24 protein-coding genes are annotated in these 22,897 nt (G+C 72.2%); 9 read left to right on the top strand and 15 right to left on the bottom strand.

Annotation, left to right across the window (positions count from 1 at the left end; all coding sequences use genetic code 11):
* Positions 1–13: 13 nt before the first annotated feature.
* Positions 14–1,285, top strand: coding sequence for a tyrosine--tRNA ligase (gene tyrS, locus ACU6P3_RS06825; protein WP_447196343.1), 1,272 nt, complete (start codon positions 14–16; stop codon positions 1,283–1,285).
* 85 nt (positions 1,286–1,370) lie between these two features.
* Here the strand turns inward: tyrS and ACU6P3_RS06830 are convergent, their stop codons facing one another.
* Positions 1,371–1,652: a GlsB/YeaQ/YmgE family stress response membrane protein gene (locus tag ACU6P3_RS06830; protein ID WP_447196344.1), complete on the bottom strand. Its 282-nt coding sequence runs from the start codon at positions 1,650–1,652 to the stop codon at positions 1,371–1,373.
* 182 nt (positions 1,653–1,834) lie between these two features.
* Here ACU6P3_RS06830 and ACU6P3_RS06835 point away from each other — a divergent pair, with 182 nt between their 5' ends.
* Both ACU6P3_RS06835 and ACU6P3_RS06840 read left to right on the top strand, forming a co-directional pair.
* Complete coding sequence (locus tag ACU6P3_RS06835; RefSeq protein WP_447196345.1) at positions 1,835–2,266, top strand: DUF3099 domain-containing protein; 432 nt, start codon at positions 1,835–1,837, stop codon at positions 2,264–2,266.
* A 269-nt stretch (positions 2,267–2,535) separates the two neighbouring features.
* Positions 2,536–2,814, top strand: coding sequence for a hypothetical protein (locus tag ACU6P3_RS06840; protein WP_447196346.1), 279 nt, complete (start codon positions 2,536–2,538; stop codon positions 2,812–2,814).
* A 60-nt stretch (positions 2,815–2,874) separates the two neighbouring features.
* On the opposite strand, the gene moaA is transcribed toward ACU6P3_RS06840, so the two are convergent.
* The 3 genes from moaA to ACU6P3_RS06855 form a co-directional block, all read right to left on the bottom strand.
* Entirely contained in the window at positions 2,875–3,864 is a 990-nt protein-coding gene (gene moaA, locus ACU6P3_RS06845) for a GTP 3',8-cyclase MoaA (protein ID WP_447196347.1), read from the bottom strand.
* 174 nt (positions 3,865–4,038) lie between these two features.
* Positions 4,039–5,718 (bottom strand): monocarboxylic acid transporter, encoded by a 1,680-nt coding sequence (locus ACU6P3_RS06850; protein ID WP_447196348.1) that lies wholly within the window; start codon positions 5,716–5,718, stop codon positions 4,039–4,041.
* The gene (locus tag ACU6P3_RS06855; protein ID WP_447196349.1) at positions 5,715–6,131 is read right to left on the bottom strand and encodes a DUF485 domain-containing protein; all 417 of its coding nucleotides are present in this window, start codon (positions 6,129–6,131) and stop codon (positions 5,715–5,717) included. The genes ACU6P3_RS06850 and ACU6P3_RS06855 overlap by 4 nt, the downstream gene beginning before the upstream one ends.
* A 248-nt stretch (positions 6,132–6,379) precedes the next feature.
* On the opposite strand from ACU6P3_RS06855, the gene ACU6P3_RS06860 reads away from it, so the two are divergent.
* Positions 6,380–7,948, top strand: a complete 1,569-nt coding sequence (locus tag ACU6P3_RS06860) for a S8 family peptidase (protein ID WP_447196350.1) — start codon at positions 6,380–6,382, stop codon at positions 7,946–7,948.
* Between the two features lie 156 nt (positions 7,949–8,104).
* Here ACU6P3_RS06860 and ACU6P3_RS06865 read toward each other — a convergent pair whose 3' ends face one another.
* Positions 8,105–8,836, bottom strand: a complete 732-nt coding sequence (locus tag ACU6P3_RS06865) for a VIT1/CCC1 transporter family protein (RefSeq protein WP_352086219.1) — start codon at positions 8,834–8,836, stop codon at positions 8,105–8,107.
* Positions 8,837–9,016: 180 nt separating this feature from the next.
* Between ACU6P3_RS06865 and ACU6P3_RS06870 the strand changes: the two genes are divergently transcribed.
* Positions 9,017–10,009, top strand: coding sequence for a DEDDh family exonuclease (locus ACU6P3_RS06870; RefSeq protein WP_030753335.1), 993 nt, complete (start codon positions 9,017–9,019; stop codon positions 10,007–10,009).
* An 11-nt stretch (positions 10,010–10,020) separates the two neighbouring features.
* Here the strand turns inward: ACU6P3_RS06870 and ACU6P3_RS06875 are convergent, their stop codons facing one another.
* Positions 10,021–10,269, bottom strand: coding sequence for a metallothionein (locus ACU6P3_RS06875; protein WP_447196351.1), 249 nt, complete (start codon positions 10,267–10,269; stop codon positions 10,021–10,023).
* A 228-nt stretch (positions 10,270–10,497) separates the two neighbouring features.
* Between ACU6P3_RS06875 and ACU6P3_RS06880 the strand changes: the two genes are divergently transcribed.
* From ACU6P3_RS06880 to ACU6P3_RS06890, 3 genes are all read left to right on the top strand, one after another.
* Positions 10,498–11,361: an SURF1 family cytochrome oxidase biogenesis protein gene (locus tag ACU6P3_RS06880; protein WP_447196352.1), complete on the top strand. Its 864-nt coding sequence runs from the start codon at positions 10,498–10,500 to the stop codon at positions 11,359–11,361.
* 93 nt (positions 11,362–11,454) lie between these two features.
* Positions 11,455–13,239 (top strand): glycoside hydrolase family 15 protein, encoded by a 1,785-nt coding sequence (locus tag ACU6P3_RS06885; RefSeq protein WP_447196353.1) that lies wholly within the window; start codon positions 11,455–11,457, stop codon positions 13,237–13,239.
* 5 nt (positions 13,240–13,244) lie between these two features.
* Positions 13,245–14,000: an SDR family oxidoreductase gene (locus tag ACU6P3_RS06890; RefSeq protein WP_447196354.1), complete on the top strand. Its 756-nt coding sequence runs from the start codon at positions 13,245–13,247 to the stop codon at positions 13,998–14,000.
* A 116-nt stretch (positions 14,001–14,116) separates the two neighbouring features.
* Here the strand turns inward: ACU6P3_RS06890 and amaP are convergent, their stop codons facing one another.
* The 5 genes from amaP to ACU6P3_RS06915 all read right to left on the bottom strand — a co-directional run bounded on the left by amaP (position 14,117) and on the right by ACU6P3_RS06915 (position 16,774).
* Complete coding sequence (gene amaP, locus ACU6P3_RS06895; RefSeq protein WP_447196355.1) at positions 14,117–14,698, bottom strand: alkaline shock response membrane anchor protein AmaP; 582 nt, start codon at positions 14,696–14,698, stop codon at positions 14,117–14,119.
* 4 nt (positions 14,699–14,702) lie between these two features.
* Positions 14,703–15,530, bottom strand: a complete 828-nt coding sequence (locus tag ACU6P3_RS06900) for a DUF6286 domain-containing protein (RefSeq protein ID WP_447196356.1) — start codon at positions 15,528–15,530, stop codon at positions 14,703–14,705.
* Positions 15,527–15,949: a hypothetical protein gene (locus ACU6P3_RS06905; RefSeq protein WP_447196357.1), complete on the bottom strand. Its 423-nt coding sequence runs from the start codon at positions 15,947–15,949 to the stop codon at positions 15,527–15,529. Before ACU6P3_RS06905 ends, ACU6P3_RS06900 begins: the two co-directional genes overlap by 4 nt.
* 6 nt (positions 15,950–15,955) lie before the next feature.
* Positions 15,956–16,147: a hypothetical protein gene (locus ACU6P3_RS06910; protein WP_447196358.1), complete on the bottom strand. Its 192-nt coding sequence runs from the start codon at positions 16,145–16,147 to the stop codon at positions 15,956–15,958.
* 135 nt (positions 16,148–16,282) lie between these two features.
* Positions 16,283–16,774 (bottom strand): Asp23/Gls24 family envelope stress response protein, encoded by a 492-nt coding sequence (locus tag ACU6P3_RS06915; RefSeq protein ID WP_030753315.1) that lies wholly within the window; start codon positions 16,772–16,774, stop codon positions 16,283–16,285.
* A gap of 105 nt (positions 16,775–16,879) precedes the next feature.
* Here ACU6P3_RS06915 and ACU6P3_RS06920 point away from each other — a divergent pair, with 105 nt between their 5' ends.
* Positions 16,880–17,671, top strand: a complete 792-nt coding sequence (locus ACU6P3_RS06920) for a hypothetical protein (protein WP_447196359.1) — start codon at positions 16,880–16,882, stop codon at positions 17,669–17,671.
* A 120-nt stretch (positions 17,672–17,791) separates the two neighbouring features.
* Here the strand turns inward: ACU6P3_RS06920 and ACU6P3_RS06925 are convergent, their stop codons facing one another.
* The 4 genes from ACU6P3_RS06925 to ACU6P3_RS06940 all read right to left on the bottom strand — a co-directional run bounded on the left by ACU6P3_RS06925 (position 17,792) and on the right by ACU6P3_RS06940 (position 22,843).
* Positions 17,792–18,583 carry an enoyl-CoA hydratase/isomerase family protein gene (locus ACU6P3_RS06925; RefSeq protein WP_447196360.1) on the bottom strand — a complete coding sequence of 264 codons (792 nt, stop codon included), beginning with the start codon at positions 18,581–18,583 and terminating at the stop codon, positions 17,792–17,794.
* Positions 18,584–18,832: 249 nt separating this feature from the next.
* Positions 18,833–19,054, bottom strand: coding sequence for a helix-turn-helix domain-containing protein (locus ACU6P3_RS06930; RefSeq protein WP_030753304.1), 222 nt, complete (start codon positions 19,052–19,054; stop codon positions 18,833–18,835).
* Positions 19,055–19,376: 322 nt separating this feature from the next.
* Positions 19,377–20,975, bottom strand: coding sequence for a ribosomal protection-like ABC-F family protein (gene abc-f, locus ACU6P3_RS06935; RefSeq protein WP_447196361.1), 1,599 nt, complete (start codon positions 20,973–20,975; stop codon positions 19,377–19,379).
* Positions 20,976–21,442: 467 nt separating this feature from the next.
* On the bottom strand, positions 21,443–22,843 hold the full coding sequence (locus ACU6P3_RS06940) for a hypothetical protein (RefSeq protein ID WP_078854854.1): 1,401 nt from the start codon (positions 22,841–22,843) through the stop codon (positions 21,443–21,445).
* Positions 22,844–22,897 lie beyond the last annotated feature (54 nt).

A 22,897-nucleotide genomic window follows, 5' to 3' on the forward strand; every position in this document is an offset into this window, starting at 1 on the left:
GAGAGACACGACCGTGACGGACATCGTCGACGAGCTGAAGTGGCGCGGGCTGTTCGCCCAGTCCACTGACGAGGACGCATTGCGCAAGGCGCTCGCGGACGGTCCCGTCACGTTCTATTGCGGCTTCGACCCGACCGCGGCCAGCCTGCACGTGGGGCATCTGGTGCAGGTGCTGACCGTACGCAGGCTCCAGCAGGCCGGACACCGGCCGCTGGCACTGGTGGGCGGCGCCACGGGCCAGATCGGGGATCCCCGGCCGACGGCCGAGCGGACGCTGAACGATCCGGAGACGGTCGCGGGCTGGGTCCGGCGGCTGCGCTCGCAGATCGAGCCGTTCCTGGACTTCGAGGGTCCCAACGCCGCGACGATGGTCAACAACCTGGACTGGACCGCGGGCATGTCCGCGATCGAGTTCCTGCGGGACATCGGCAAGCACTTCCGGGTGAACAAGATGCTCACCAAGGACTCCATCGCCCGTCGGCTGGAGTCCGACGAGGGCATCAGCTACACGGAGTTCAGCTACCAGCTGCTCCAGAGCATGGACTTCCTGGAGCTGTACCGGCGCTACGGCTGTGTGCTCCAGCAGGGCGGCAGCGACCAGTGGGGCAACCTCACGGCCGGCCTGGACCTGATCCACCGGCTGGAGCCGGACGCCACGGTGCACGCGCTGGCCACGCCGCTGATGACGAAGGCGGACGGGACCAAGTTCGGCAAGACGGAGAGCGGCGCGGTCTGGCTCGACCCCGAGATGACCACACCGTACGCCTTCTACCAGTTCTGGCTGAACGTGGACGACCGGGACGTCTCCTCCTACAGCCGCATCCTCAGCTTCAAGAGCCGGACGGAGCTGGAGGAGCTGGAGCGGCTCACCGCGGAGCGTCCGCAGGCGCGGGCCGCACAGCGGGCGCTGGCCGAGGAGCTGACGACGCTCGTGCACGGCGCGGACCAGTGCGCGGCGGTCGTCGCCGCGTCCAGGGCGCTCTTCGGCCAGGGCGAGCTGACGGGCCTGGACGAGGCGACGCTGAGCGCGGCGCTCTCCGAGGTGCCGCACGCGCGGGTGGCCGAACTCGGGCCGGTGGCGGACCTGTTCACCGAGGCCGGTCTGGCGCCGAGCAAGTCGGCGGCACGGCGCACGGTGAAGGAGGGCGGCGCGTACGTGAACAACGTGAAGGTCGCCGACGCGGAGGCGGTCCCGGAGGCCGGGGAACTGCTGCACGGACGCTGGCTGTTGCTGCGCAGGGGAAAGAAGAACCTGGCGGCGATCGAGGTGACCCCGGCCCCGTGACGGTGTGACCGTCTCGTACGGGCGGGACAGCCCCGTGGGGCGGGACCGTCTCGTACGGGCGGTCCGGTCCACGCGGCGCGGCGCGCTATCTGGTGCTCCGGCTCCGCGCGCCGCGCCGCGTGCTCCAGAGTCCGTCCACCGCGAGGACCACGAGGATCGCTCCGGCCAGCTGGAGCACATGCCGGATCCAGTCGATGCCGCTGGTGTGGCGTACGCCGATCCAGCCCGCGACCGCGTTGCCGAGGAAGCTGCCCAGGATGCCGCACAGAATGGTCAGCCAGAGCGGGATCCGCTGTTTGCCCGGGATGATCGCCTTGGCGAGCACACCGAGCACCAGCCCCACAATGATCGCCCATACCCAGCTCATCGTCGCCTCCCGGTGCGCGGTACACGCTCCGCCGGTGCGCGCGTGCCGTAGCCGCATGTGCGCCCAGTCTGGCGGGATGGGCCATACGCCGCATGCCGGACAGGGCCGTAGGTGTCGGGACGAGGCCTATCGGTCACGATGGGAGCGACCCGCTCACAAAGGCGCGGGTTCCCGGGCGTACCGTGGATCCGGTCCGGCCCGCGGAGCGGCCGGCACGGGAAAACGGGTGGTGGAACGTGGCGCGGAAGCGGAGCGGCCCGGAGGTCTTCCGGATCACGGGAGCGCGGCGCGGACTGGCGGAGGACGTACGCGGCCGGCAGCGCCGTTACGTGATCTCCATGAGTGTACGGACGGTCTCGGTGATCGCGACCGTCGCGCTGTGGAACGTGCAACGACCGATCGCGATCGTGACGCTGGTGCTGGGGGCGCTGCTGCCGTACGTGGCCGTGGTGATCGCCAACGCGGGCCGGGAGAGCGCGCCTTCGCTGCCGTCCACCTATGTCACGGCCCCGCTGCGGCCGATGATCGAGGCGCCTTCCGCAACCGCCGCGGCCGAGCCCAGGACCGGCACCGACGGGCGGGAACGACCGTCGCCCGCACAGGAAAAAACGTGATCGAACACACTCGCACGGACGCCCGACGCCGTCGGCCGGACGCGAAGCTCAGGAAAGCTCAGATCAATCGTGAAGTTCCGGTGCACGACACCGCCTTGCTCGTGACATACTTGATAAGCGCTCCGCATCCCCCGTCGGAGCGACGGACCGACGCCGGGCAGCTCCCCCCGTGGCTGCCCGGCGTCGCCGTGTTCGATCACGTTCGAACACGGCCACGCCGGTCGGGCACGGGAAGGAAGGCCCGTCGGGGAGGGCTTTAGGGTGGTCCGGTGAACATCCCCGGAACACCCCGTTTTCCCGGTGCGACCGATTCCGCCGAAGCCGGAACCGCCCCGATCTGCTCGGCGAAGGGCTGCCGTACGCCCGCTGTCTGGGTGCTCGCCTGGAACAACCCCAAGCTGCACACACCGGAACGCCGGAAGACCTGGCTCTCCTGTGACGAGCACCGGGAGCATCTCTCCTCGTTCCTGGGGGTGCGCGGCTTCCTCAAGGACGTGGTGTCGCTGGAGGAGTGGGAGGAACGGCACTCGGCCGGCGACGGCCGGTAGAGGGCCGACGCGCTGCCTGCGGCCGGCGTCGGCGTGGCTCGGGGGTCCTTTCAGCCGCCGTCAGCCGCCGATGGCCGACATCGGCCGGTCGGGCTGGAGAAAGGCCGGGTCGTCCAGACCGGAGCCGGCCTTCTTGCCCCACATCGCGAGCTTCCAGCGCTTCGCCAGCTCCTCGTCCGTGGCGCCGTCGCGGAGCGCGCCGCGCAGGTCCGACTCCTCCCGGGCGAACAGGCAGGTGCGCACCTGTCCGTCGGCGGTCAGCCGTGTACGGTCGCAGGCGCGGCAGAACGGGCGGGTGACGGAGGCGATCACCCCGACGCGGTGCGGACCGCCGTCCACGATCCAGCGCTCGGCGGGCGCGGAACCGCGCCGGTCCTCGCCTTCGGGGACCAGAGTGAAGCGCGTACGGAGCGACCGCAGGATGTCACCGGCCGTGATCATCCCGTCGCGCTTCCAGCCGTGCTGGGCGTCGAGCGGCATCTGTTCGATGAAGCGGAGCTCGTAATCATGCTCGACGGCCCAGGCGAGCAGGTCGGGTGCCTCGTCGTCGTTGAGCCCGGGCATCAGGACGCTGTTGACCTTGACGGGGGCCAGTCCCTCGGCGCGGGCCGCGTGCAGCCCGTCGAGCACGTCGGCGTGCCGGTCGCGGCGGGTGAGGGTCTTGAAGACATCGGGGCGCAGGGTGTCCAGGGAGACGTTGACGCGGTCGAGCCCCGCGGCCTTCAGCGCGGCGGCCGTGCGCTTCAGCCCTATCCCGTTGGTGGTCAGGGACAGCTTGGGGCGCGGCTCCAGCGCCGCGCAGCGCTCCACGATGGCGACGAGGCCGGGCCTGATCAGCGGCTCACCACCGGTGAACCGGACCTCGGTGATCCCGAGGCGGGTCACCGCGATGTCGATCAGCCGGACGATCTCGTCATCGGTCAGCACCTCGGTCTTGGTGAGCCACTGGAGGCCCTCCTCCGGCATGCAGTACGTACACCGCAGGTTGCACCGGTCCGTGAGAGAGACCCGCAGATCGGTGGCCACCCGGCCGTAGGTGTCGATGAGCACTGTCGGCCCCCTCCCCGCTCCCCGTGATCGGTTCCGTTCCATCGAGCCTACGTCAGAGCGCCGACAATGTCGGAGGCCGGGACGAGCGGCGGACGAAACCGCGCGTCCCGCACCGAGCGGGCTGCCGTGCTTCGCGCACGCGGTGTGCTCGGTACGGGACGCGTGCCGGCGTGCTCAGTGGGCGCCGGTGCCGGTGAGGGACTTGACCTCAAGCTCCGCGTACTTGCCCCGGTCCGGTGCCTCCTTCGACAGGACGGTGCCCAGCCAGCCGAGCAGGAAGCCCAGCGGGATCGAGATCAGCCCCGGGTTCTCCAGCGGGAAGAAGTGGAAGTCGACGCCGGGGAACATCGAGGTGGGCTTGCCCGACACGACCGGCGAGAACAGCACCAGCAGCACCGACGAGGCCAGACCGCCGTAGATCGACCACAGGGCGCCCTGGGTGGTGAACCGCTTCCAGAAGAGGCTGTAGAGGAGCGTCGGCAGGTTGGCCGAGGCGGCGACGGCGAAGGCGAGCGCCACCAGGCCGGCCACGTTCAGGTCGCGGGCGAGCGCGCCGAGCGCGATGGAGACGACACCGATGGCGACGGTCGCCCAGCGGGCCGCGCGTACCTCCTCCTGCTCGGTCGCCTCGCCCTTGCGGATCACGTTGGCGTAGATGTCGTGCGCGAACGAGGACGAGGAGGCCAGCGTGAGGCCCGCGACCACCGCGAGGATCGTGGCGAAGGCGACGGCCGAGATCACGGCGAGCAGGATCGCGCCCCCGGTCGAGTCGGCGCCGCCGCCGATCTCCAGGGCGGCCAGTGGTGCCGCCGTGTTGCCCGCCTTGTTGGAGGCGATGATGTCCGCCGGCTTCAGCAGCGCGGCGGCCCCGAAGCCGAGCACGATGGTCATCAGGTAGAAGGCACCGATGATGCCGATGGCCCAGATGACCGACTTACGGGCGGCCTTGGCGGTCGGCACGGTGTAGAAGCGGATCAGGATGTGCGGCAGCCCGGCCGTGCCGAGGACCAGCGCGATCCCCAGCGAGAGGAAGTCGAGCTTCGAGGTCTCCGTGACGCCGTACTTGAGTCCGGGCTCCAGGAAGGCCGCGCCCTTGCCGCTGTTGCTCGCCGCCGTGCCCAGCAGGTCGGAGAGGTTGAAGTTGAACTTCCAGAGGATGAGGAAGGTGATCAGGAGGGTGCCCGCGATGAGCAGGACGGCCTTGACCATCTGCACCCAGGTGGTGCCCTTCATCCCGCCGATCGTCACGTACACGATCATCAGCAGGCCGACCAGCGCGACGATGGCGATCTTGCCGGCGTCGCTGGTGATGCCGAGCAGCAGCGAGACCAGCACGCCCGCGCCCGCCATCTGGGCCAGCAGGTAGAAGATCGAGACGACGATGGTGGAGGCGCCGGCGGCGGTACGGACCGGGCGCTGGCGCATGCGGTAGGCGAGGACGTCGCCCATCGTGTAGCGGCCGGAGTTGCGCAGCGGCTCCGCGACCAGGAGCAGCGCGACCAGCCAGGCGACCAGGAAGCCGATCGAGTAGAGGAAGCCGTCGTACCCGAAGAGGGCGATGGCGCCCGCGATGCCGAGGAAGGAGGCGGCGGACATGTAGTCGCCGGAGACCGCGAGCCCGTTCTGGAATCCGGTGAACTGGCGCCCGCCCGCGTAGAAGTCGGAGGCGTTCTTGGTCTGCCGGCCCGCCCAGACCGTGATGACGAGGGTCGCCACGACGAACAGCGCGAAGAGGGTGATGATCAGCGGCCGGTGCTCACTGGCGTCGGAGGCCGCGGCGAGCCGGGTGGGGAGTTCACGGGTCAGCTCCGTGGTCACCTGGCCGGCGAACTGGGTGCTGGGCGAGTGGCTCATGCGTCCGTCTCCGTCTCCATGCGGGACTTGATGGCCTCCGCCTTCGGGTCGAGCTTGGTCGCGGCGTGCCGCGCGTAGTACCAGGCGATGAGGAAGGTGCTGGCGAACTGGGCGAGGCCGAGGACGAGCGCGACGTTGATGTTGCCGAAGAGCTTGGTGCCCATGAAGGCGCCCGCGTAGTTGGACAGCAGGACGTACAGCAGGTACCAGGCGATGAAGGCGACGGTCAGCGGGAAGGCGAAGTTGCGGTAGGTACGGCGCAGTTCCCCGAATTCCGCGCTCTCCTGCACGTCCAGGAACCGGGCCTGGCCCGGCGCGGCGGGGCCGGGTGCCGTGGTGGCCGGATCGGGCGCCGTGGTGGGCGCTGGGTTGGTGTCCGTACCGCCCTCGGGCGGCGGTGCGTCGGTAGCCACGGAATCTCCTCGTGACGCGGGTGCGTTGGCGTGGGTCATTAGGGGGACCTCGCGGGGGGTGGGTTGGTGCACGTCTCCCTGACAACGGCACGGGGGGCGCCACGAAGCGGTTCAACACTGGCCTTTTTCTTGTAGTTTCTTCTGAAAATCATTGATGAGCAGGGATGATCGCGATAGCTTCGCTGGTCATGTACCCGTCCTGCGCAGCGTGCGTGGAGGACGGTCGTCACGGATGATGTGGAGAACCCATGGCTCATCTGGGATCCAGACGGCGGCGCGTACTCGCCCTGCCCGTAGGTCTGGCGCTCACCGCTTCGTTGGGCTTCCTGCCCGCGGCCACGGCCTCGGCGGCCCCGGGGGGCGGCGCCGCCGTCGACGGTACGGCCGTCTCCTCCCCGGCCGCTTCCGCCGCCGAGGAGGGCCCGAAGCTCACGTACGTCGTGAACACCCGGGGCGGTCATGTGACCGCCAAGGTGGTCAAGAAGGCGATAGAGCGTGCCGGCGGTGCGATAGTGACCAGCTATGACCAGATAGGTGTCATAGTCGCCACCTCCAAGAACCCCGATTTCGCCAAGACCGTTCGCAAGGTGCCGGGAGTCGGCTCCGCCGGCGCCACCCGCACCGCTCCCCTGCCGGCGCAGTCCACGACCGACGTCGGTACGCCCCGGATACTCGGCGCCGACGAGGTCGCCGCCGCGACCGCCAGGTCGGCCAAGGCCGCCGGTCAGGACCCGCTGGAGTCCTTGCAGTGGGACCTGCCCGCCATCAAGGCGGACAAGGCGCACGAGAAGACGCTCGGCAGCAAGAACGTCACGGTCGCCGTCATCGACACGGGTGTGGACGACACCCACCCTGACATCGCGCCCAACTTCGACCGTAAGGCGTCCGTCAACTGCGTGGGCGGCAAGCCGGACACGACGGACGGCGCCTGGCGGCCGACCGCCGAGGAGAGCCCGCACGGCACGCATGTCGCGGGCGAGATAGCGGGTGCCAAGAACGGCGTCGGCATCACGGGGGTGGCGCCGGGCGTGAAGGTCTCCGGCATCAAGGTGTCCACGCCGGCCGGGTTCTTCTACACGGAGGCCGTCGTCTGCGGCTTCGTCTGGGCCGCCGAGCACGGCGTCGACGTGACCAACAACAGCTATTACACCGACCCCTGGTACTTCAACTGCACCACCGACCCGGACCAGAAGGCCCTGGTCGAGGCGCTGACCCGGGCGACTCGGTACGCCGAGCGCAAGGGCACGGTCAATGTGGCCGCGGCGGGCAACGAGAACTACGACCTCTCGTCCGACTCGATCACCGACCCGAGCAGCCCGAACGACACGACCCCCGGTGACCGGGTGATCGACCCGTCCGAGTGCCTGGACATCCCGACCCAGCTGCCGGGCGTGGTGACCGTCGCCTCCACCGGCGCGAAGGGCCTGAAGTCCTCGTTCTCCAACCACGGTCTCGGCGTCATCGACGTCGCGGCCCCCGGCGGTGACTCCACCGCCTACCAGACCCCGGCCCCGCCCGCGACCAGCGGCCTGATCCTCGGCCCGCTGCCGGGTGGCAAGTGGGGCTACATGGCGGGTACGTCGATGGCCTCCCCGCACGCCGCGGGTGTCGCCGCACTGATCAAGTCCACGCACCCGAAGGCGTCTCCGAAACTGGTCAAGACGCTGCTGGCGGCCCAGGCCGACGCCACGGCCTGCCCGGTGCCGTACGACATCGACGGTGACGGCCAGGCAGACGCGGTCTGCGAGGGCGGCAAGAAGTACAACGGCTTCTACGGGGCGGGCATCGTGAACGCTCTCAAGGCCGTGACCAGGTAACGCGGCTGAACCACCGGAAGACCCGGGCGCGGGCCGGCCTCGAGAGGGCGGCCCGCGCGTTCAACTCGCCGTCAGCGCGTGGTGGATGGGGCGTCGGTACGGTCCCGGACCGGCGCGACGACACGCCCCGCCGCCGGGCCGCGCCCGCACCGCGCGTCAGACGCCCGCCGCGCCCAGCAGTGCTCCCGCCGCGTAGGTCACGCCCATCGCCACCGCGCCCCCGCCCACGTTCCGCAGCATCGCCGGTCCCCGTGCGGCGGCGCCCAGGCGGGCGCTGCCCCAGCCCGTCAGGGCCAGCGCCACCAGCACCGACAGCACCGTGATCCAGAGCCGGTGCGCCGCCGGGGGCAGGACCATCGCCAGCAGGGGCAGCAGCGCGCCCACCGTGAAGGACAGGAAGCTGGCGCCCGCCGCGTGCCAGGGATTGGTGAGGGCGTTCGGGTCGATGCCCAGTTCCACCCGCGCGTGGGCACCCAGGGCGTCGCGGCGCGTGAGTTGCTCGGCCGCCTCGCGGGCGACCTCGCGCGTGAGGCCGCGCTCCGTCAGCATGCCCGTCAGCTCGTCGAGTTCGGCCTTCGGCTGCTCACGCAGCTCGCGCCGCTCCGTCTCCAGCGCCGCCCTCTCCGAGTCGCGCTGCGTCGACACCGACACGTACTCGCCCGCGGCCATGGACATCGAACCGGCCAGCAGTCCCGCGAGGCCCGCTGTGAGCAGGACGGCACGTGACGGGGTGGCCCCGGCGACACCGACGACGATGCCGGCGGTCGAGACGATGCCGTCGTTGGCGCCGAGGACGGCGGCGCGCAGCCAGTTGAGGCGGGTTCCGAGAGCGTCGTCGTGCGGCTCCTGGTGCGGTTCCCGCGGATTGTCCCGGGTGTCATCGCTCACCCGGGAACGGTCTCACGACCGGATCGCCGTACGGCGGCAGCGCGCGACGCCCGTCCACGAAGGCGCTGTTCGGCGGTGGCGTACGGGCCTTGACGCGGAGACGGGCGGTCGGCCCGGTACGGGAGCGGCGCGCCGACCGGGCGACCGCGATGTCAGTCGTGGCCCGTATTCTCTGTGACCATGCTCGACGACCAGACGACTTCAGCGACGTGGCCGGCCGCCTACCCCCAGGGGTACGCGGTCGTCGACGTGGAGACCACCGGCCTCGCCCGCGATGACCGGATAGTGTCCGCTGGCGTCTACCGCCTGGACGCGCGGGGCGATGTCGAGGACCACTGGTACACGCTCGTCAATCCGGAGCGCGACCCCGGCCCCGTGTGGATCCACGGGCTGACGAGCGAGGTCCTGGCGGACGCGCCCCGTTTCTCCGAGGTGGCGGGGGAGTTGGCCGAGCGGCTGGAGGGGCGGGTGCTGGTGGCGCACAACGCGATGTTCGACTGGACGATGATCGCCCGTGAGTACGCCCGTTCGGAACGGACGGCGCCCACCCGGCAGCGGCTGTGCACCATCGCGCTCTCCAAGGAGCTGGGGCTGCCCCTGCCGAACCACAAACTGGAGTCGCTGGCCGCGCACTTCGGGGTGGTGCAGCAGCGCGCGCACCACGCGCTGGACGACGCACGGGTCCTGGCGGAGGCGTTCCGGCCCAGCCTGCACGCGGCGGCGCGCGGCGGTGTGCGGCTCCCGCTGCTCGAGTGCCGGCCGCTCACCGAGTGGTCCGACGCCCCGGCGCGGCCCCTGGCGTCCCGGGTCGGTCCTCAGGCGTCGTACCGGCCGACGAGCTGGCGGCCCTCACGGAAGCGGCCGGCCTGCCCGTATCCGAACCCCGGCCGGTACGAGCCGGGCGGGCCGCTCGTACAGGGCATGCGGGTGGCGTTCTCGGGCGACACCTCGGTCGAGCGCGAGCTGCTGGAGGACCGGGCGGTCGAGGCGGGGCTGCACGTGGCGACGAGCCTGTCCCGGCTGACCAGCCTGCTGGTGACCAACGACCCGGACTCGGCCACGTCCAAGACGGTCAAGGCCGCGTCGTACGGTACGCCGGTCATCGACGAGGCGGCGTTCACCCAGCTGTTGCGCGATGTGGCCCCGGCACCGGGTGGCGGACGCACGACGTGAGGAGTTCTTGGTCAGACGGAAGAACCGATCTTGTCCACGATGCCGGCCCTGCCCTCCGCCCGCGAGCAATGGGCGCCGCAGTACCAGTGGCCCTCCACCTCGACGCCCTGACCGATGATCTGGACGCGACAGTGCTCACAGATGGGGGCCATGCGGTGGATCGCACAGGCGAACGAATCGAAGACGTGACGTGACCCGTCCCGGGTCTCGACCGTGAATGCCAGCTCATAGTCGTTCCCGCACACTTCGCAGTGAGTCATAGGTCATATCGTCAGCGGCAGGGCGGAGGCTCGCAAGCGGACGGCGCCCCGCCGGCCGGACGTGCCGTCCCGCTCGGCCCGGCGGGTCACCTCACGTCCATCGGTTCGACGCGGGACGGCTCGTCGGGCACGGCGTGCGGGCGACGGGCACCGCTTCTGCGGCGCGCCACCCCGACGTCCCGTACCCCTCCGTCCCCGGCCCCTCCCCCGCCGGGTAACGTCAAAGGCGTGTACCGCTTCCTGTTGTCCCGGCAGTGGGTGATCCTCACCCTCCTCGGCCTCGCCCTCATCCCCGTGATGATCGAGCTGGGCTTCTGGCAGCTTCACCGGCACGAACACAGGGTCGCGCAGAACGAGCTGATCGCGGACAACCTCGAGGCGAAGCCCGTGCCCGTCACGGAACTGACCGCGCCCGGGCACACCGTCCCCCGCGACGACTACTGGCGCCGGGTGACGGTCACCGGCCGGTTCGACACCACGCACGAGGTCGTCGTCCGCCGAAGGACCTCCACCGACGACCGGGTCGGCTACCACGTCCTCACCCCGCTCCTGCTGGCGGACGGCCGGGCGGTCATCGTCAACCGCGGCTGGGTCCCCGCACCCGGCGATCAGGAGGCGTTCCCGGACATCCCGGCGCCGGCCCGGGGCGAGGTCACCGTCACCGGCCGGCTCAAGGCCGACGAGACGACGGCGGCCAGCGGCATCAAGGACCTGGAGGGACTGCCGCCGCGCCAGGTGATGCTGATCAACAGCGAGCAGCAGCAGGAGCTGCTGGGGCGCACGGTCCTGGGCGGCTACGTCGAACTCGTCTCCCCCGCGCCGGCCGACGGCTCGCCGGAGCCGATCGCGAACCCCGACCACAGCTCGATCGGATCGCACATGGCGTACGCCGTGCAGTGGTGGCTGTTCGCCGCCGGTGTGCCGGTCGGGTGGGTGATACTCGTCCGCCGCGAGAGGCGGGACCGGGCTGCCGCCGCGGAGAAGGGTGCCGAGGGGACGGGGGGCGGACCGGGCGGAGGCCCGGGCCCCGGTACGGCTCCCGGTCGGGGACCGGGGTCCGATCCGGAGCCCGCCGCCGCGTCTGTCCAGTAACCCCCCGCCCCCCCGCCTGACGTGCGGCCATGTCCCCTTCGCACTCCTCCGGGCGCTGGTATAACTCCCTGCCCTCCGGGAACACGCCCTGGCGTGACGCGACGCATCGAGGACTACGCCCTCATCGGCGATCTCCAGACCGCCGGCCTGGTCGGCAGGAACGGCTCCATCGACTGGCTGTGCCTCCCCCGCTTCGACTCGGCGGCCTGCTTCGCCGCGCTCCTCGGCGACGAGGAGAACGGCCACTGGACCATCGCTCCCCGGGGCGCCGGCGACTGCACCCGGCGCGGCTATCTGGGTGATTCGCTGGTGCTGGAGTCCGTGTGGGAGACCCGTACCGGCACGGTCAAGGTCATCGACTTCATGCCGCAACGCGACGTGGCCCCCGATGTCGTACGGATCGTCAAGGGCGTCAGCGGATCGGTGGAGATGAGCTCGACGCTGCGGCTGCGCTTCGACTTCGGCTCTGTCGTCCCCTGGGTGCGGCGCTCCGAGGGCCATCGGCTGGCGGTGGCGGGGCCGGACTCGGTCTGGCTGCGCAGCGAGCCACGGGTGAAGACGTGGGGGCAGCACTACAGCACCCGGTCGTCGTTCACGGTCGGTGCGGACGAGGAAGTGGCGTTCGTCCTCACCTGGCACCCCTCGCACGAGCCGCGCCCGCCGCTGGCGGATCCGCACGACTCGCTCCGGGACAGCCTGGAGGGCTGGGACCGGTGGGCGGCGCGCTGCCGGTACGAGGGGCCGTACCGCGATGCCGTGATGCGCTCCCTCATCACGCTCAAGGCGCTCACGTACCGGCCGACCGGCGGGATCGTCGCCGCCCCCACCACCTCCCTCCCGGAGGAGATCGGGGGTGTGCGCAACTGGGACTACCGCTACTGCTGGCTGCGCGACTCGACGCTGGCCCTCGGGGCCCTGCTGTCCGCCGGTTATCTGGACGAGGCGGCGGCCTGGCGGGACTGGCTGCTGCGCGCGGTGGCCGGGGATCCGGCCGATCTGCAGATCATGTACGGCCTGAGTGGGGAGCGCCGGCTGCCGGAGACGGAGCTGCCGTGGCTGAGCGGATACGCGGGGTCCCGGCCGGTCCGCACCGGCAACGGCGCGGTCGACCAGCTCCAGCTCGACGTGTACGGAGAGGTCATGGACTCCCTCCATGTGGCCCGCGCGTCGGGGCTGCCCCCGAAGCCGCACGCCTGGAGCATCCAGCAGAGCCTGCTGAGCTTCCTGGAGTCGAAGTGGCGGGAGCCGGACGAGGGCCTGTGGGAGGTGCGCGGCCCGCGCCGGCACTTCGTGCACTCCAAGGTGATGGCGTGGGTGGCCGCCGACCGCGCCGTGAAGACGCTGGAGAGCGACCCGTCGCTCAGCGGCGACGCGGGGCGGTGGCGGTCGATGCGGGACGAGGTGCACCGGGAGGTGTGCGAGAGGGGGTACGACCCGGAGCGCAACACCTTCACGCAGTCGTACGGCTCGAGGGAGCTGGACGCCGCGACGCTGCTCATCCCGCGCGTCGGCTTCCTGCCGCCCGACGACCCCCGGGTGGTCGGCACGGTCGACGCGGTACGGCGGGAGCTGGGCTCCGACGGGCTCCTGCGGCGTTACGGGGCTGCGGGGCGCGGCCTGGACGGGCTGCCCGGCACCGAGGGAGCGTTTCTCGTGTGTTCCTTCTGGCTGGCCGACGCGCTCCACATGACGGGGCGTACGCGGGAGGCCGGAGAGCTGTTCGAACGGCTGCTGGCCCTGCGCAACGACGTCGGGCTGCTCTCGGAGGAGTACGACGCGGCGGGGCGGCGGCAACTGGGCAATTACCCGCAGGCGTTCAGCCACATCGGTCTGGTGGGGACCGCCCTGACGCTGGCCGGGGCGCACACGGCACTATAGAAACCATGGATCTTGGACTGAAGGACCGTGTCTACGTCGTCACCGGGGCCTCACGCGGGCTGGGCCGCGCGGCGGCGCGGGAACTGGCGGCGGACGGCGCGAAGGTGGTGCTGAGCGGGCGGGATGCGAAGGGCGTCGAGGAGGCCGCGGCGGCGATCGGCCCCGGCGCGCACGGCCTGGCCGTCGACAACGCCGACCCGGCGGCGGCGCGGCGGCTGATCGGCACGGCCCGGGAGCGCTTCGGGCGTTTCGACGGCATCCTGATCAGCGTGGGCGGCCCGCCGCCCGGGTCCGCGGCGGACAACACGGACGAGCAGTGGCAGGGGGCTTTCGAGTCGGTGTTCCTGGGCGCGGTACGGCTGGCGCGCGAGGCCGCGGCGGAGCTGGGCGAGGGCGGGGTCATCGGCTTCGTCCTGTCGGGCTCGGTGCACGAGCCGATCCCGGGCCTGACGATCTCCAACGGCCTGCGGCCGGGCCTGGCGGGCTTCGCGAAGTCCCTGGCGAACGAGGTGGGTCCGCGCGGGATCCGGGTGCTGGGCCTGCTCCCGGCCCGTATCGACACGGACCGGGTGCGGGAGCTGGACGCGCTGTCGGGAGACGCGGACGCGGCGCGGGCGGCGCACGAGTCCCGCATTCCGCTGCGGCGGTACGGGACGCCGGAGGAGTTCGGCAGGACGGCGGCGTTCGTGCTGTCGCCGGCGGCGTCGTACCTGACGGGCGTGATGCTGCCGGTGGACGGCGGGTCTCGGCACGGCTTCTAGGCGGGCGGACGGTCACGGCGTCGGCCGGGCGCTCCGAGGCGCCGTCGGGCGCGGTGGGGCTCCCTGACGCGGTGGGCCGCCGTCGGGCGCATCGGGCGCCGGAGAGCACCGGGGCGTCACAGCACGCGTTCCGGCTTGTGCCGGGCCGCCCGCAGGCGGATCTCCGTCGGCAGCGACCTCAGTCCCGCCGCGTCCCGAGCGTCCGCCACCGCCTCGTCCGTCAGCCTGCGCAGCGTCACCGTGGGCACCGCGTGCGGTTCCAGGAGGAGGCGGACGCGCGCCACCGGGTCCGTGCGGCGGCCGGTGAGGCGGGCCCGGGCGCGGGCGACCCCGTCGAGGGTCTCCGCGTCGTCCACCAGCGCGTCCTCCAGCGCCCGGCCGCGCACCAGCGCGCCCTCGCCGTCGCGGGTGTCGACCAGTACGTCCGGCACCCGCGCCCGGCGCGGCTGCGCCAGCAGCCACCACAGGGCCAGCACCACTAGGACCGCCAGGGCGGCGATCACCGCCGGCCACCACCAGTCCTCGCCCCGCCACCGGAGCCGGTTCGCGCGGCTCAGCAGGACGTCCCCCGGTCCGTGGTACGGCCACCACGACGGCACCGGCCAGTCCAGTCCGCGCGCGAGCACGATGCCTCCGGCGCAGATCAGCGCCAGGCCGATCAGTGCGAGCAGTACGCGGTTGACCACCCGGAGGGCCATCGCGTCATCCCTTCTTCGGCGGTCTGCGGACGCGCAGCCTCACCGCGGGCGTCCGGGCGAGGCCCAGCTCGTCCAGGCCGATGTCCAGTGCCTCGGCCAGGTCGGCCCGTACCGCGCCCAGTTCGCGGAAGTGGGCGTCCGCGCGCACCGTGACCCGGCGGCGGCGCACCCGGACCCGCGCGGACCGGACGCCGGAGACCTCCATGGCCCGGTCACGGAGGATCAGGGCGGCGGCGTCCCGGTCCAGCCCGGCCCGTACGTGCGCGGACTCGCGCCGCATGGGCAGCAGGCCACGCAGTCCGGGGGTGAGGGCGAGGACCAGCAGCCACAGCCCCAGGGCCATCGCGACGGCCGCGGCCGTCAGCAGCCAGGTGCCGTCGAGCCGCTGCTGGGCCAACTGGGTGGCGAGTTCGCGGCGCCAGTACATCGCGGGCCGCCCGGCCCGTACCGCGGCGACGTCGTACAGCAGCAGTCCCGCCGCGCCGAGCACGACCAGCGCGACCAGGGCGGCGGGGACCCTGCGGGCGGACCAGAAGCGGCGCGGTCGGCCGCGGCCCGTGCCCGGCGCCGGTCCGGGGTCGTGGCGGGTGGCGGAGCCCGGACCGTACGGCGGCAGGGGCGCGTCCGCTCCCGGCGCCGGTCCGTGGTCGGCCGGCCCGTTCGCCGCCTCTTCACGTGCCCCCTCCTCGCGTACCGCTTCCTCGGCTGCCGTCGGCCCGCCTTCCGGCCCTTCACGTTCCGTCTGCCCGTGTCCCGGCTGTTCGCGTTCCGTCGGTCCCTGTCCCCTCGGTCCCTGTCCCGTCGGCCCCCGCTCGGAGAGTCGGTCGCTCATCGGAGTCTCCCCCGTGCCGCCACGCGCGCCCGCGCGGAGTGCAGCCGTTCCACCTGCACCACCACCTCGCGGGCCTCCATGTCCGCGAGCGACTTCACCCGCTGGACGACCCGGCGGCGCACGGCGGCGCACCGTTCCCCGATGTCACAGGGGTGGCCGAGTTCGACGCCGACGCGCACGCGCGCGTGGTCCTGGTGCAGCGTGACGGTGGCGTGCGGCGGGGCTCCGCCCTCCGGCACGCCCCCGAGCGCTTCCCGCGCCGCGCGCGCGGCGATCTTCGCGACGACCCGGTCGGTGATCACGGTCGCACCACGGGAGCCCGGCGCCACGGGCTCCGCCGTCAGCTCGCGCACCTCCGGCGTCCCGTTCCGCGCGTGCCCCGCCGGCCGTCCGGCGGGCAGCATCCGGTCATCTGACACGCGCCGTCACCGCCGTCGGCCGTCGCGTTCGCGACTGCGGAAGAAGTCCCCGGGTTCCAGATCGCCGTCGATGAACTTCCCGGCCACAAAGCCGACCGCCCCCAGCACGGCCACCACCACGAAGGCTCCGAAGCCGCCGAAGTAGCCGGCGAACCCGAGCACCATGCCGGCCAAGAGGCCGACCACCGCCATCTGCATCGTGCGCTCCTCTTCCGCTCTCCACCGCTTCGCCGCCGCCGGACTTTCCACTCGTGGCCCGAGGCGGACATGAGTCCGTGTCCGTCAGGCCCCGGACATGAATCCGCGTCCGTCCGGCCGGCGGTGCGCGACGGGTCACTGGATCCGTGGCTGCGGCTCTTCCTCGTCCTCCTCGTCGGGGAGCTTCACATCGCTGACCGCGATATTGACCTCGACGACCTCGAGACTGGTCATCCGCTCGACCGCGGAGATGACGTTCTCGCGCACCGCCGCCGCGACACCGGTGATCGAGACGCCGTAGTCCACGACGATCTCCAGGTCGAGCGCCGTCTGGACCTCGCCCACCTCGGCCTTCACGCCACGGGTGACGGACTTGGCGCTGCCCGGGACGCGCTCGCGCACCGCGCCGAACGTACGGGCGAGCCCGCTGCCCATGGCGTGGACGCCGACCACGTCGCGGGCCGCGACCCCGGCGATCTTCTCCACCACGCCGTCGGCGATGGTGGTGCGGCCGCGGGAGCCGGGGGCGCCCGTGCCGCGCTTGGAGACGGACGACCGGCGCCCGTCGTCGCTCAACAGGTCCCTGCCGGACGACACCGACTGATTACGAGGTGCGGTATCTGACATCGCCACTCATCCCTCTCCGGGTTCTCTCCGGACATCGATGACCCCTTTGCCTACATTAATGCGCATATGACCTATTTCGCTCCGCGAATGGGGCAGGCTGGTGCAATGACGACTGCGCACAACGCCGAAGGATGGGCGGCCCCGGTACGCGAGCGGCTCGGCCCGGGCCGGCTGCTTCCGCTGGGCGGCCCGGCCGACGGCGCCTGGCTGGCGGAGCGGGCCGCGACGGCGGAACTGCGGCAGGCCGCGGCGCCGGTGGCGCGAGCGGTGCTGGGCCGGCTGCGGATCGGCCCTGACGAGGCGACGGACGACGAGGGCACGGACGGGGAAACGGCTCCGGGCGTGGACACGGGCGGCACGGGGCTCGCCGTACGGGTACCGCCCGGCGCGCTCCCGTACGGTCCGCTGCGGATCGACGGCGAGTTCGCGGCGGTGCCGGACGAACCGTTGCCGGTCCTCGCCGAGCGGCTGCGTGACGTGCTGGTCCCCCACGCCGTGGACCGGCTGGGGCTGCGGGTGCGGCGGACGGACCTGCGGGTGACCGCCCTGCTGGACACGCCCGAGGAGGCGGAGGCCGCCGCGCGGGAGGCGGCGGGCTCGGAGGCGAAGGTCCGGCGGGCCGCGGACGGACCGGCCGAGGTGCACACCACCGCCCCGGCGGCGGAGGCGGCACGGCTGGCCGCCGCGGTCGCCGGGGTGGCTCATCTGACGCGGACGCTGGGCGGCCCGGTGGTGACCACACCGGACCAGGTCCGGGTGGAACTGGCGACGGCGGCCGGCCACCGCCCGCTGGACGTGGTCCGGGCGGTACGGGAACGGCTGACGGCGCCCGGGGCCGACGTGACCGGCGGACTGCCGGTGACCGTGCTGGTCATGGCGGTGGAGGTGGCGTCGTGACCAGGTACGAGAGAGGACCCGGTCACGGCGCCGGCGCGGCGAGGGGGCGGGCCCTCGCCGCCCCTGACTCGCGGTTCCCGATGACGCGAGCGCCGCGGCACCGGGCGGCCAAGGCCCCCCTCAGTCCGACAGACCCGCGAGGTCGCGCAGACGGCGCGCCTGGGCCGCGCGTTCCGCCGAGCGCTGGGCCTCGTAGGAGCGGCCCGGCGCGTCCCGCAGCAGCGCCTTCGTCTCGATCAGAGCGTCCCTCGGCGCGGCCAGCAGCGCGCCCGCCAGGTCCCGGACGGCGGCGTCCAGGTCCTCCGCCGGCACCACCAGGTTGGCGAGCCCGGTGCGCTCCGCCTCGTCGGCCTGTACGAAGCGGCCCGTGGCGCAGATCTCCAGCGCCCGGGCGTATCCGACCAGCCCCACCAGGGGGTACGTCCCGGTGAGGTCGGGGACCAGGCCGAGGCTCGTCTCCCGCATGGCGAACTGCACGTCCGACGCGACGACCCGCAGGTCGCACGCCAGGGCCAGCTGGAATCCGGCCCCGATCGCGTGTCCTTGAACGGCCGCTATGGACACGAGGTCATTGCGGCGCAGCCAGACGAACCCCTCCTGGCACGCGGCGATGGCGGCGTCGAGTTCCGCGTCCGTGCCGCGCGCCAGATCAAAGAAGGACGGCTCACCGTCGAGGCCCTCGGGGGTGAACGCCTGCCGGTCGAGCCCCGCGGAGAAGGACCTGCCCTCGCCGCGCAGCACCACCACCCGCACGCTGCCCGGCAGTGCCCTGCCGGCTTCCGCCAACGCCCGCCACAGAGCGGGAGACTGGGCGTTGCGCTTGGCCGGGTTGGTCAGGGTCACCGTGGCAACCGCGTCCTCGACGGTGAGCCGTACGCCGTCCTTGTCGAGCACGGGATCGAGCGAAGTCATCAGGCGCCTCCGGTCCGGGCAGTCAGCCGCACCAAGTCCTCTTCCGGACCTGGTCGTACAAGCCAAGTGACTGCACAGTAACCACCTGGGTGGTGTGTGTCCCCACCCGGGTGGCCACCGTCCGGGCCGGTGGCCGTACATCCGCACAGTCATGGACCGGTGCGACTGTACCGCCGAACAGTCGGCCGGCATCGCCGTGCGGGAAGCCCCCGTCGACGCCGTCCTGCGCGGTGGAATCCCGCTCCGCGATCAGGCCGATGCGGCCTTCTTGCCCCGCGTCGCTCCGCCGCGTCCCCGCAGCGTGACTCCCGATTCACTGAGCATCCGATGAACGAATCCGTAGGAGCGGCCGGTTTCCTCGGCCAGCGCCCGGATGCTCGCACCGTTGTCGTACTTCTTCTTCAGGTCTGCCGCGAGCTTGTCACGCGCGGCGCCGGTCACCCGGCTGCCCTTCTTCAGAGTCTCGGCCACCCGTGCCTCCTCATGGGAAGTGCGCTCTGGTCTTCTCATGATCACCCCTTACCGCCTTCCTGGCCACCCATTCGGCAAGGTCCGTACGACAAGCTTTGGCGGACTTCAAGCTTTCAGCACGATCGGAATCTCTGATTCCAACGGTGCCCGGGACGGAGGCCGACCGGGTGCTCCGGCGAAGTGCCAGGTCAGAGTGGGCGGAAGACGAGCGGGCGGATGATCGCGGGAAGGTCTCGTACCGTCACGCGGCACGCCGACGGTACGAGACGTCCTCACACAGATGATGGATCAAGGCTAGGCCGAATGATCCATACGCAGTGGATCACGCGAGGGCGACGAGATCCGCGTACTCCGCTCCCCAGAGGTCCTCGACGCCGTCGGGCAGCAGGATGATCCGCTCCGGCTCCAGCGCCTGGACGGCGCCCTCGTCGTGCGTGACGAGGATGACGGCGCCCTTGTACGTGCGCAGGGCGCCGAGGATCTCCTCGCGGCTGGCGGGGTCCAGGTTGTTCGTCGGCTCGTCCAGCAGCAGCACATTGGCCGAGGAGACGACCAGGGTGGCCAGTGCCAGCCGGGTCTTCTCACCACCGGAGAGCACCCCGGCCGGCTTGTCGACGTCGTCACCGGAGAACAGGAACGACCCGAGCGTCTTGCGGACGTCGACCAGGTCGAGGTCGGGGGCCGAGGAGCGCATGTTCTCCAGGACGGTGCGGTCCGGGTCGAGGGTCTCGTGCTCCTGGGCGTAGTAGCCGAGCTTGAGGCCGTGGCCGGGGATCACCTGGCCGGTGTCCGGCTTCTCGACCCCGGCCAGCAGGCGCAGCAGTGTGGTCTTGCCCGCGCCGTTGAGTCCGAGGATGACCACGCGGGAGCCCTTGTCGACGGCGAGGTCGACGTCCGTGAAGATCTCCAGGGAACCGTACGACTTCGACAGGCTCTCGGCGGTCAGCGGCGTCCTGCCGCAGGGCGCGGGCTCGGGGAAGCGCAGCTTGGCGACCTTGTCCGACTGGCGGACCTCCTCCAGCCCGGCGAGCAGCCGCTCGGCGCGGCGGGCCATGTTCTGCGCGGCGACCGTCTTGGTGGCCTTGGCGCGCATCTTGTCGGCCTGGGAGTTCAGCGCGGCGGCCTTCTTCTCGGCGTTGGCGCGCTCACGCTTGCGGCGCTTCTCGTCGGCCTCGCGCTGCTGCTGGTAGAGGCGCCAGCCCATGTTGTAGATGTCGATCGCCGAGCGGTTCGCGTCCAGGTAGAAGACCTTGTTGACGACGGTCTCGACCAGGTCGACGTCGTGGGAGATGACGATGAAGCCGCCGCGGTAGGTCTTCAGGTACTCGCGCAGCCAGATGATCGAGTCCGCGTCGAGGTGGTTGGTGGGCTCGTCGAGGAGCAGGGTGTCCGCGTCCGAGAAGAGGATGCGGGCCAGCTCGACGCGGCGGCGCTGACCGCCGGAGAGCGTGTGGAGGGGCTGGCCGAGCACCCGGTCGGGCAGTCCGAGCGCGGCGGCGATGGTGGCGGCCTCGGCCTCGGCGGCGTACCCGCCCTTGGTGAGGAACTCCGTCTCCAGGCGCTCGTACTTCTTCATCGCCTTCTCGCGGGTGGCGCCCTTGCCGTTGGCCATCCGGTCCTCGTTCTCGCGCATTTTCCGCAGGACGGAGTCGAGGTCACGGGCGGAGAGGACGCGGTCGCGGGCGAGGGTGTCGAGGTCGCCGGTGCGGGGGTCCTGCGGCAGGTATCCGACCTCTCCCGAACGGGTGATGGTGCCGCTGGCGGGCTGTCCCTCGCCCGCGAGGCACTTGGTGAGCGTGGTCTTGCCCGCTCCGTTGCGGCCGACGAGGCCGATGCGGTCGCCCTTGGCGATACGGAACGAGGCGGATTCGATGAGGACGCGGGCGCCGGCGCGCAGCTCTACACCGGTGGCGGTGATCACGGAAAGACTCCAGGGCGGTATGGACGGCGGAAGAAAGCAGGCGGAGGAGATTCTTCGACGCCGGCTAATGCACAAGGAGAAATGCCATGCGGGTCAGTCTAACGGTGACGGGCAAATGCTTTTTCCGCGTCGGCCCCCGGCGCGGTCGTGTGCCGGTGCGCGCGCCTCCCGCGGCCGGACGCCCCAAGCCCGGAGCGCCGTCCCTGCCGCCGGGCCCCGTCGCCGGCCGGGGCGGCTGGGCCGTCGTGCACACGCCTCGCGGGCGGTCGTCCGGGCCGTCCCCGCCCGGCCCGGGGGCGCCGCCCGGCTCCAGGCCCCGGGCCGGGCGGGACGGTCCGAGGCTGGACGGCACGGTCTCCGGCCCCGCGCCCCGGGGCCGTGCGAGCCGGCGGCGCACCCGGGGCCGTGGGCCCCGCCGCCGGGCCCCCACCCGGCCGGACGGTGGCGCGGGCGTCGCCGGGGCGGTGTCAGGCGCCTCCGGTGTGGACCTGGAAGGCCGCCCGGCGTACGGCCTTGGCCAGTGCCGGGTCCGGGTGGGCGGCGGCCAGGGCCACCAGGACCTGCACCGTACGGGGGTGGCCCACGGCGCGGACCTCGTCCAGCAGCGCGGGCACGTTGCCCTGCACCGCGGAGTCCAGGTGGCGGACCAGCAGCTCGCTCTCGCCGTGGTCGGCGACGGCCGCCGCGGTGTCCACCCAGAGCCAGGTCTGCTCCTCGCGGGTGAGGACCTCGGACGCCTCCTCCGGGTCGGCGCCCTCGTACTCCGCCAGCCAGATCAGGGCGTACGGGCGCAGGCTCGGGTCGTCGACCGCCGCGCGGACCTCCGCCTCCGCCGGGGCACCGACGACGCGCAGGGCCTCGAAGGCGAGTCCGCGCAGGAGCGCGTCCTCGCCGCGGGCGACGGAGAGCAGTTCCGTGACGGCGCTGCCGACGGTGCGGGCGGCGAGCCAGGCCCGGTACTCGGCGCGGGCGGGGCCGGGGGTGAGTGCGGCGCAGCCGCGCAGCATGTGTTCCGCGGACTGTTCGATGTTGCCGGCGGGGCTCTGCGCGGCGACGCAGATCTGCTCCAGCTTGACCCAGACCGCCCAGTTGCCGAGCGGGGTGAGGGTCGCCTGTCCCTCCCCCAGCGTCAGCGCGCCCACGGCGGCCATGCCCTCCAGGGCCCAGTCGAGCAGCGGCGGCAGCAGCGCGTCGTCCACCGGGGGCTCGGGGGCCGGGGGCCCGGCGGGGTCCCGCTGTGGCCCGTAGGGCACCTCGCAGCGTTCCTCGTGCAGTTCGGCGACGCGCTGCTGGAGCAGGTCGAGCAGGGCCGGTACGAGCACCGGTCCGGCCGAGAGCTGGAGCAGCGACAGCACCTGGGGGACGGCTTCGACGACCTCGGCGACCGTGGCCGCTGCGACGTCGGCCGGAGCCGGGTGGACGAGCGACCACGCGTCGAACAGCGCGACCCAGCCGCGCTGGACGGCGCTGTCGTCCCGGTCCCACGCCTGGAGCCGCCAGCCCGGGCGTACGGTGCCGGCGTGCAGCTCGACCAGCCCGGCCAGCCGGGCGCGGTCCCAGCCCGCGCGCACCTGGTCCGGTGTCAGGTCCAGTTCGGCCGCGGCGCGTTCCAGCCCGGCCCCGGCCAGCGGGCCCGCGTCGGCGTCCCGGTCGGTCGCGGCCCAGCGGGCGATCCGTACGGCGTCGGCGAGAACCTCCCTCGCCTGCCGGGCCAGCTCCGCCTGGGGAGGGGTCCCCTCGGGCGGCCTGGGGGCGGGCCGACTGCGTCCGCTGGTCACAGCCCGTCGTGCCGTGGTCAACGGTCGCCCGCGGACGAGTCGGAGTCTGGAGTTGCGCGCCAATTGCTCATCAGGCTTTCGGGACGTCACGGGGGCAGTCTTCCCGGTGACCGGCCGAAAGCCCAAACGGAACCCGTCTCGTCG

The sequence above is a fragment of the Streptomyces hebeiensis genome (assembly GCF_052983195.1).

Bases quoted from the DNA above. Each gene is read 5' to 3' on its own strand.
- ACU6P3_RS06830 (WP_447196344.1), bottom strand. From the start codon at position 1,652: ATGAGCTGGGTATGGGCGATCATTGTGGGGCTGGTGCTCGGTGTGCTC.
- ACU6P3_RS06850 (WP_447196348.1), bottom strand. From the start codon at position 5,718: ATGAGCCACTCGCCCAGCACCCAGTTCGCCGGCCAGGTGACCACGGAG.
- ACU6P3_RS06860 (WP_447196350.1), top strand. From the start codon at position 6,380: ATGGCTCATCTGGGATCCAGACGGCGGCGCGTACTCGCCCTGCCCGTA.
- ACU6P3_RS06870 (WP_030753335.1), top strand. From the start codon at position 9,017: ATGCTCGACGACCAGACGACTTCAGCGACGTGGCCGGCCGCCTACCCC.
- ACU6P3_RS06875 (WP_447196351.1), bottom strand. From the start codon at position 10,269: ATGACTCACTGCGAAGTGTGCGGGAACGACTATGAGCTGGCATTCACG.
- ACU6P3_RS06890 (WP_447196354.1), top strand. From the start codon at position 13,245: ATGGATCTTGGACTGAAGGACCGTGTCTACGTCGTCACCGGGGCCTCA.
- amaP (WP_447196355.1), bottom strand. From the start codon at position 14,698: ATGGCCCTCCGGGTGGTCAACCGCGTACTGCTCGCACTGATCGGCCTG.
- ACU6P3_RS06900 (WP_447196356.1), bottom strand. From the start codon at position 15,530: ATGAGCGACCGACTCTCCGAGCGGGGGCCGACGGGACAGGGACCGAGG.
- ACU6P3_RS06910 (WP_447196358.1), bottom strand. From the start codon at position 16,147: ATGCAGATGGCGGTGGTCGGCCTCTTGGCCGGCATGGTGCTCGGGTTC.
- ACU6P3_RS06915 (WP_030753315.1), bottom strand. From the start codon at position 16,774: ATGTCAGATACCGCACCTCGTAATCAGTCGGTGTCGTCCGGCAGGGAC.
- ACU6P3_RS06920 (WP_447196359.1), top strand. From the start codon at position 16,880: ATGACGACTGCGCACAACGCCGAAGGATGGGCGGCCCCGGTACGCGAG.
- ACU6P3_RS06925 (WP_447196360.1), bottom strand. From the start codon at position 18,583: ATGACTTCGCTCGATCCCGTGCTCGACAAGGACGGCGTACGGCTCACC.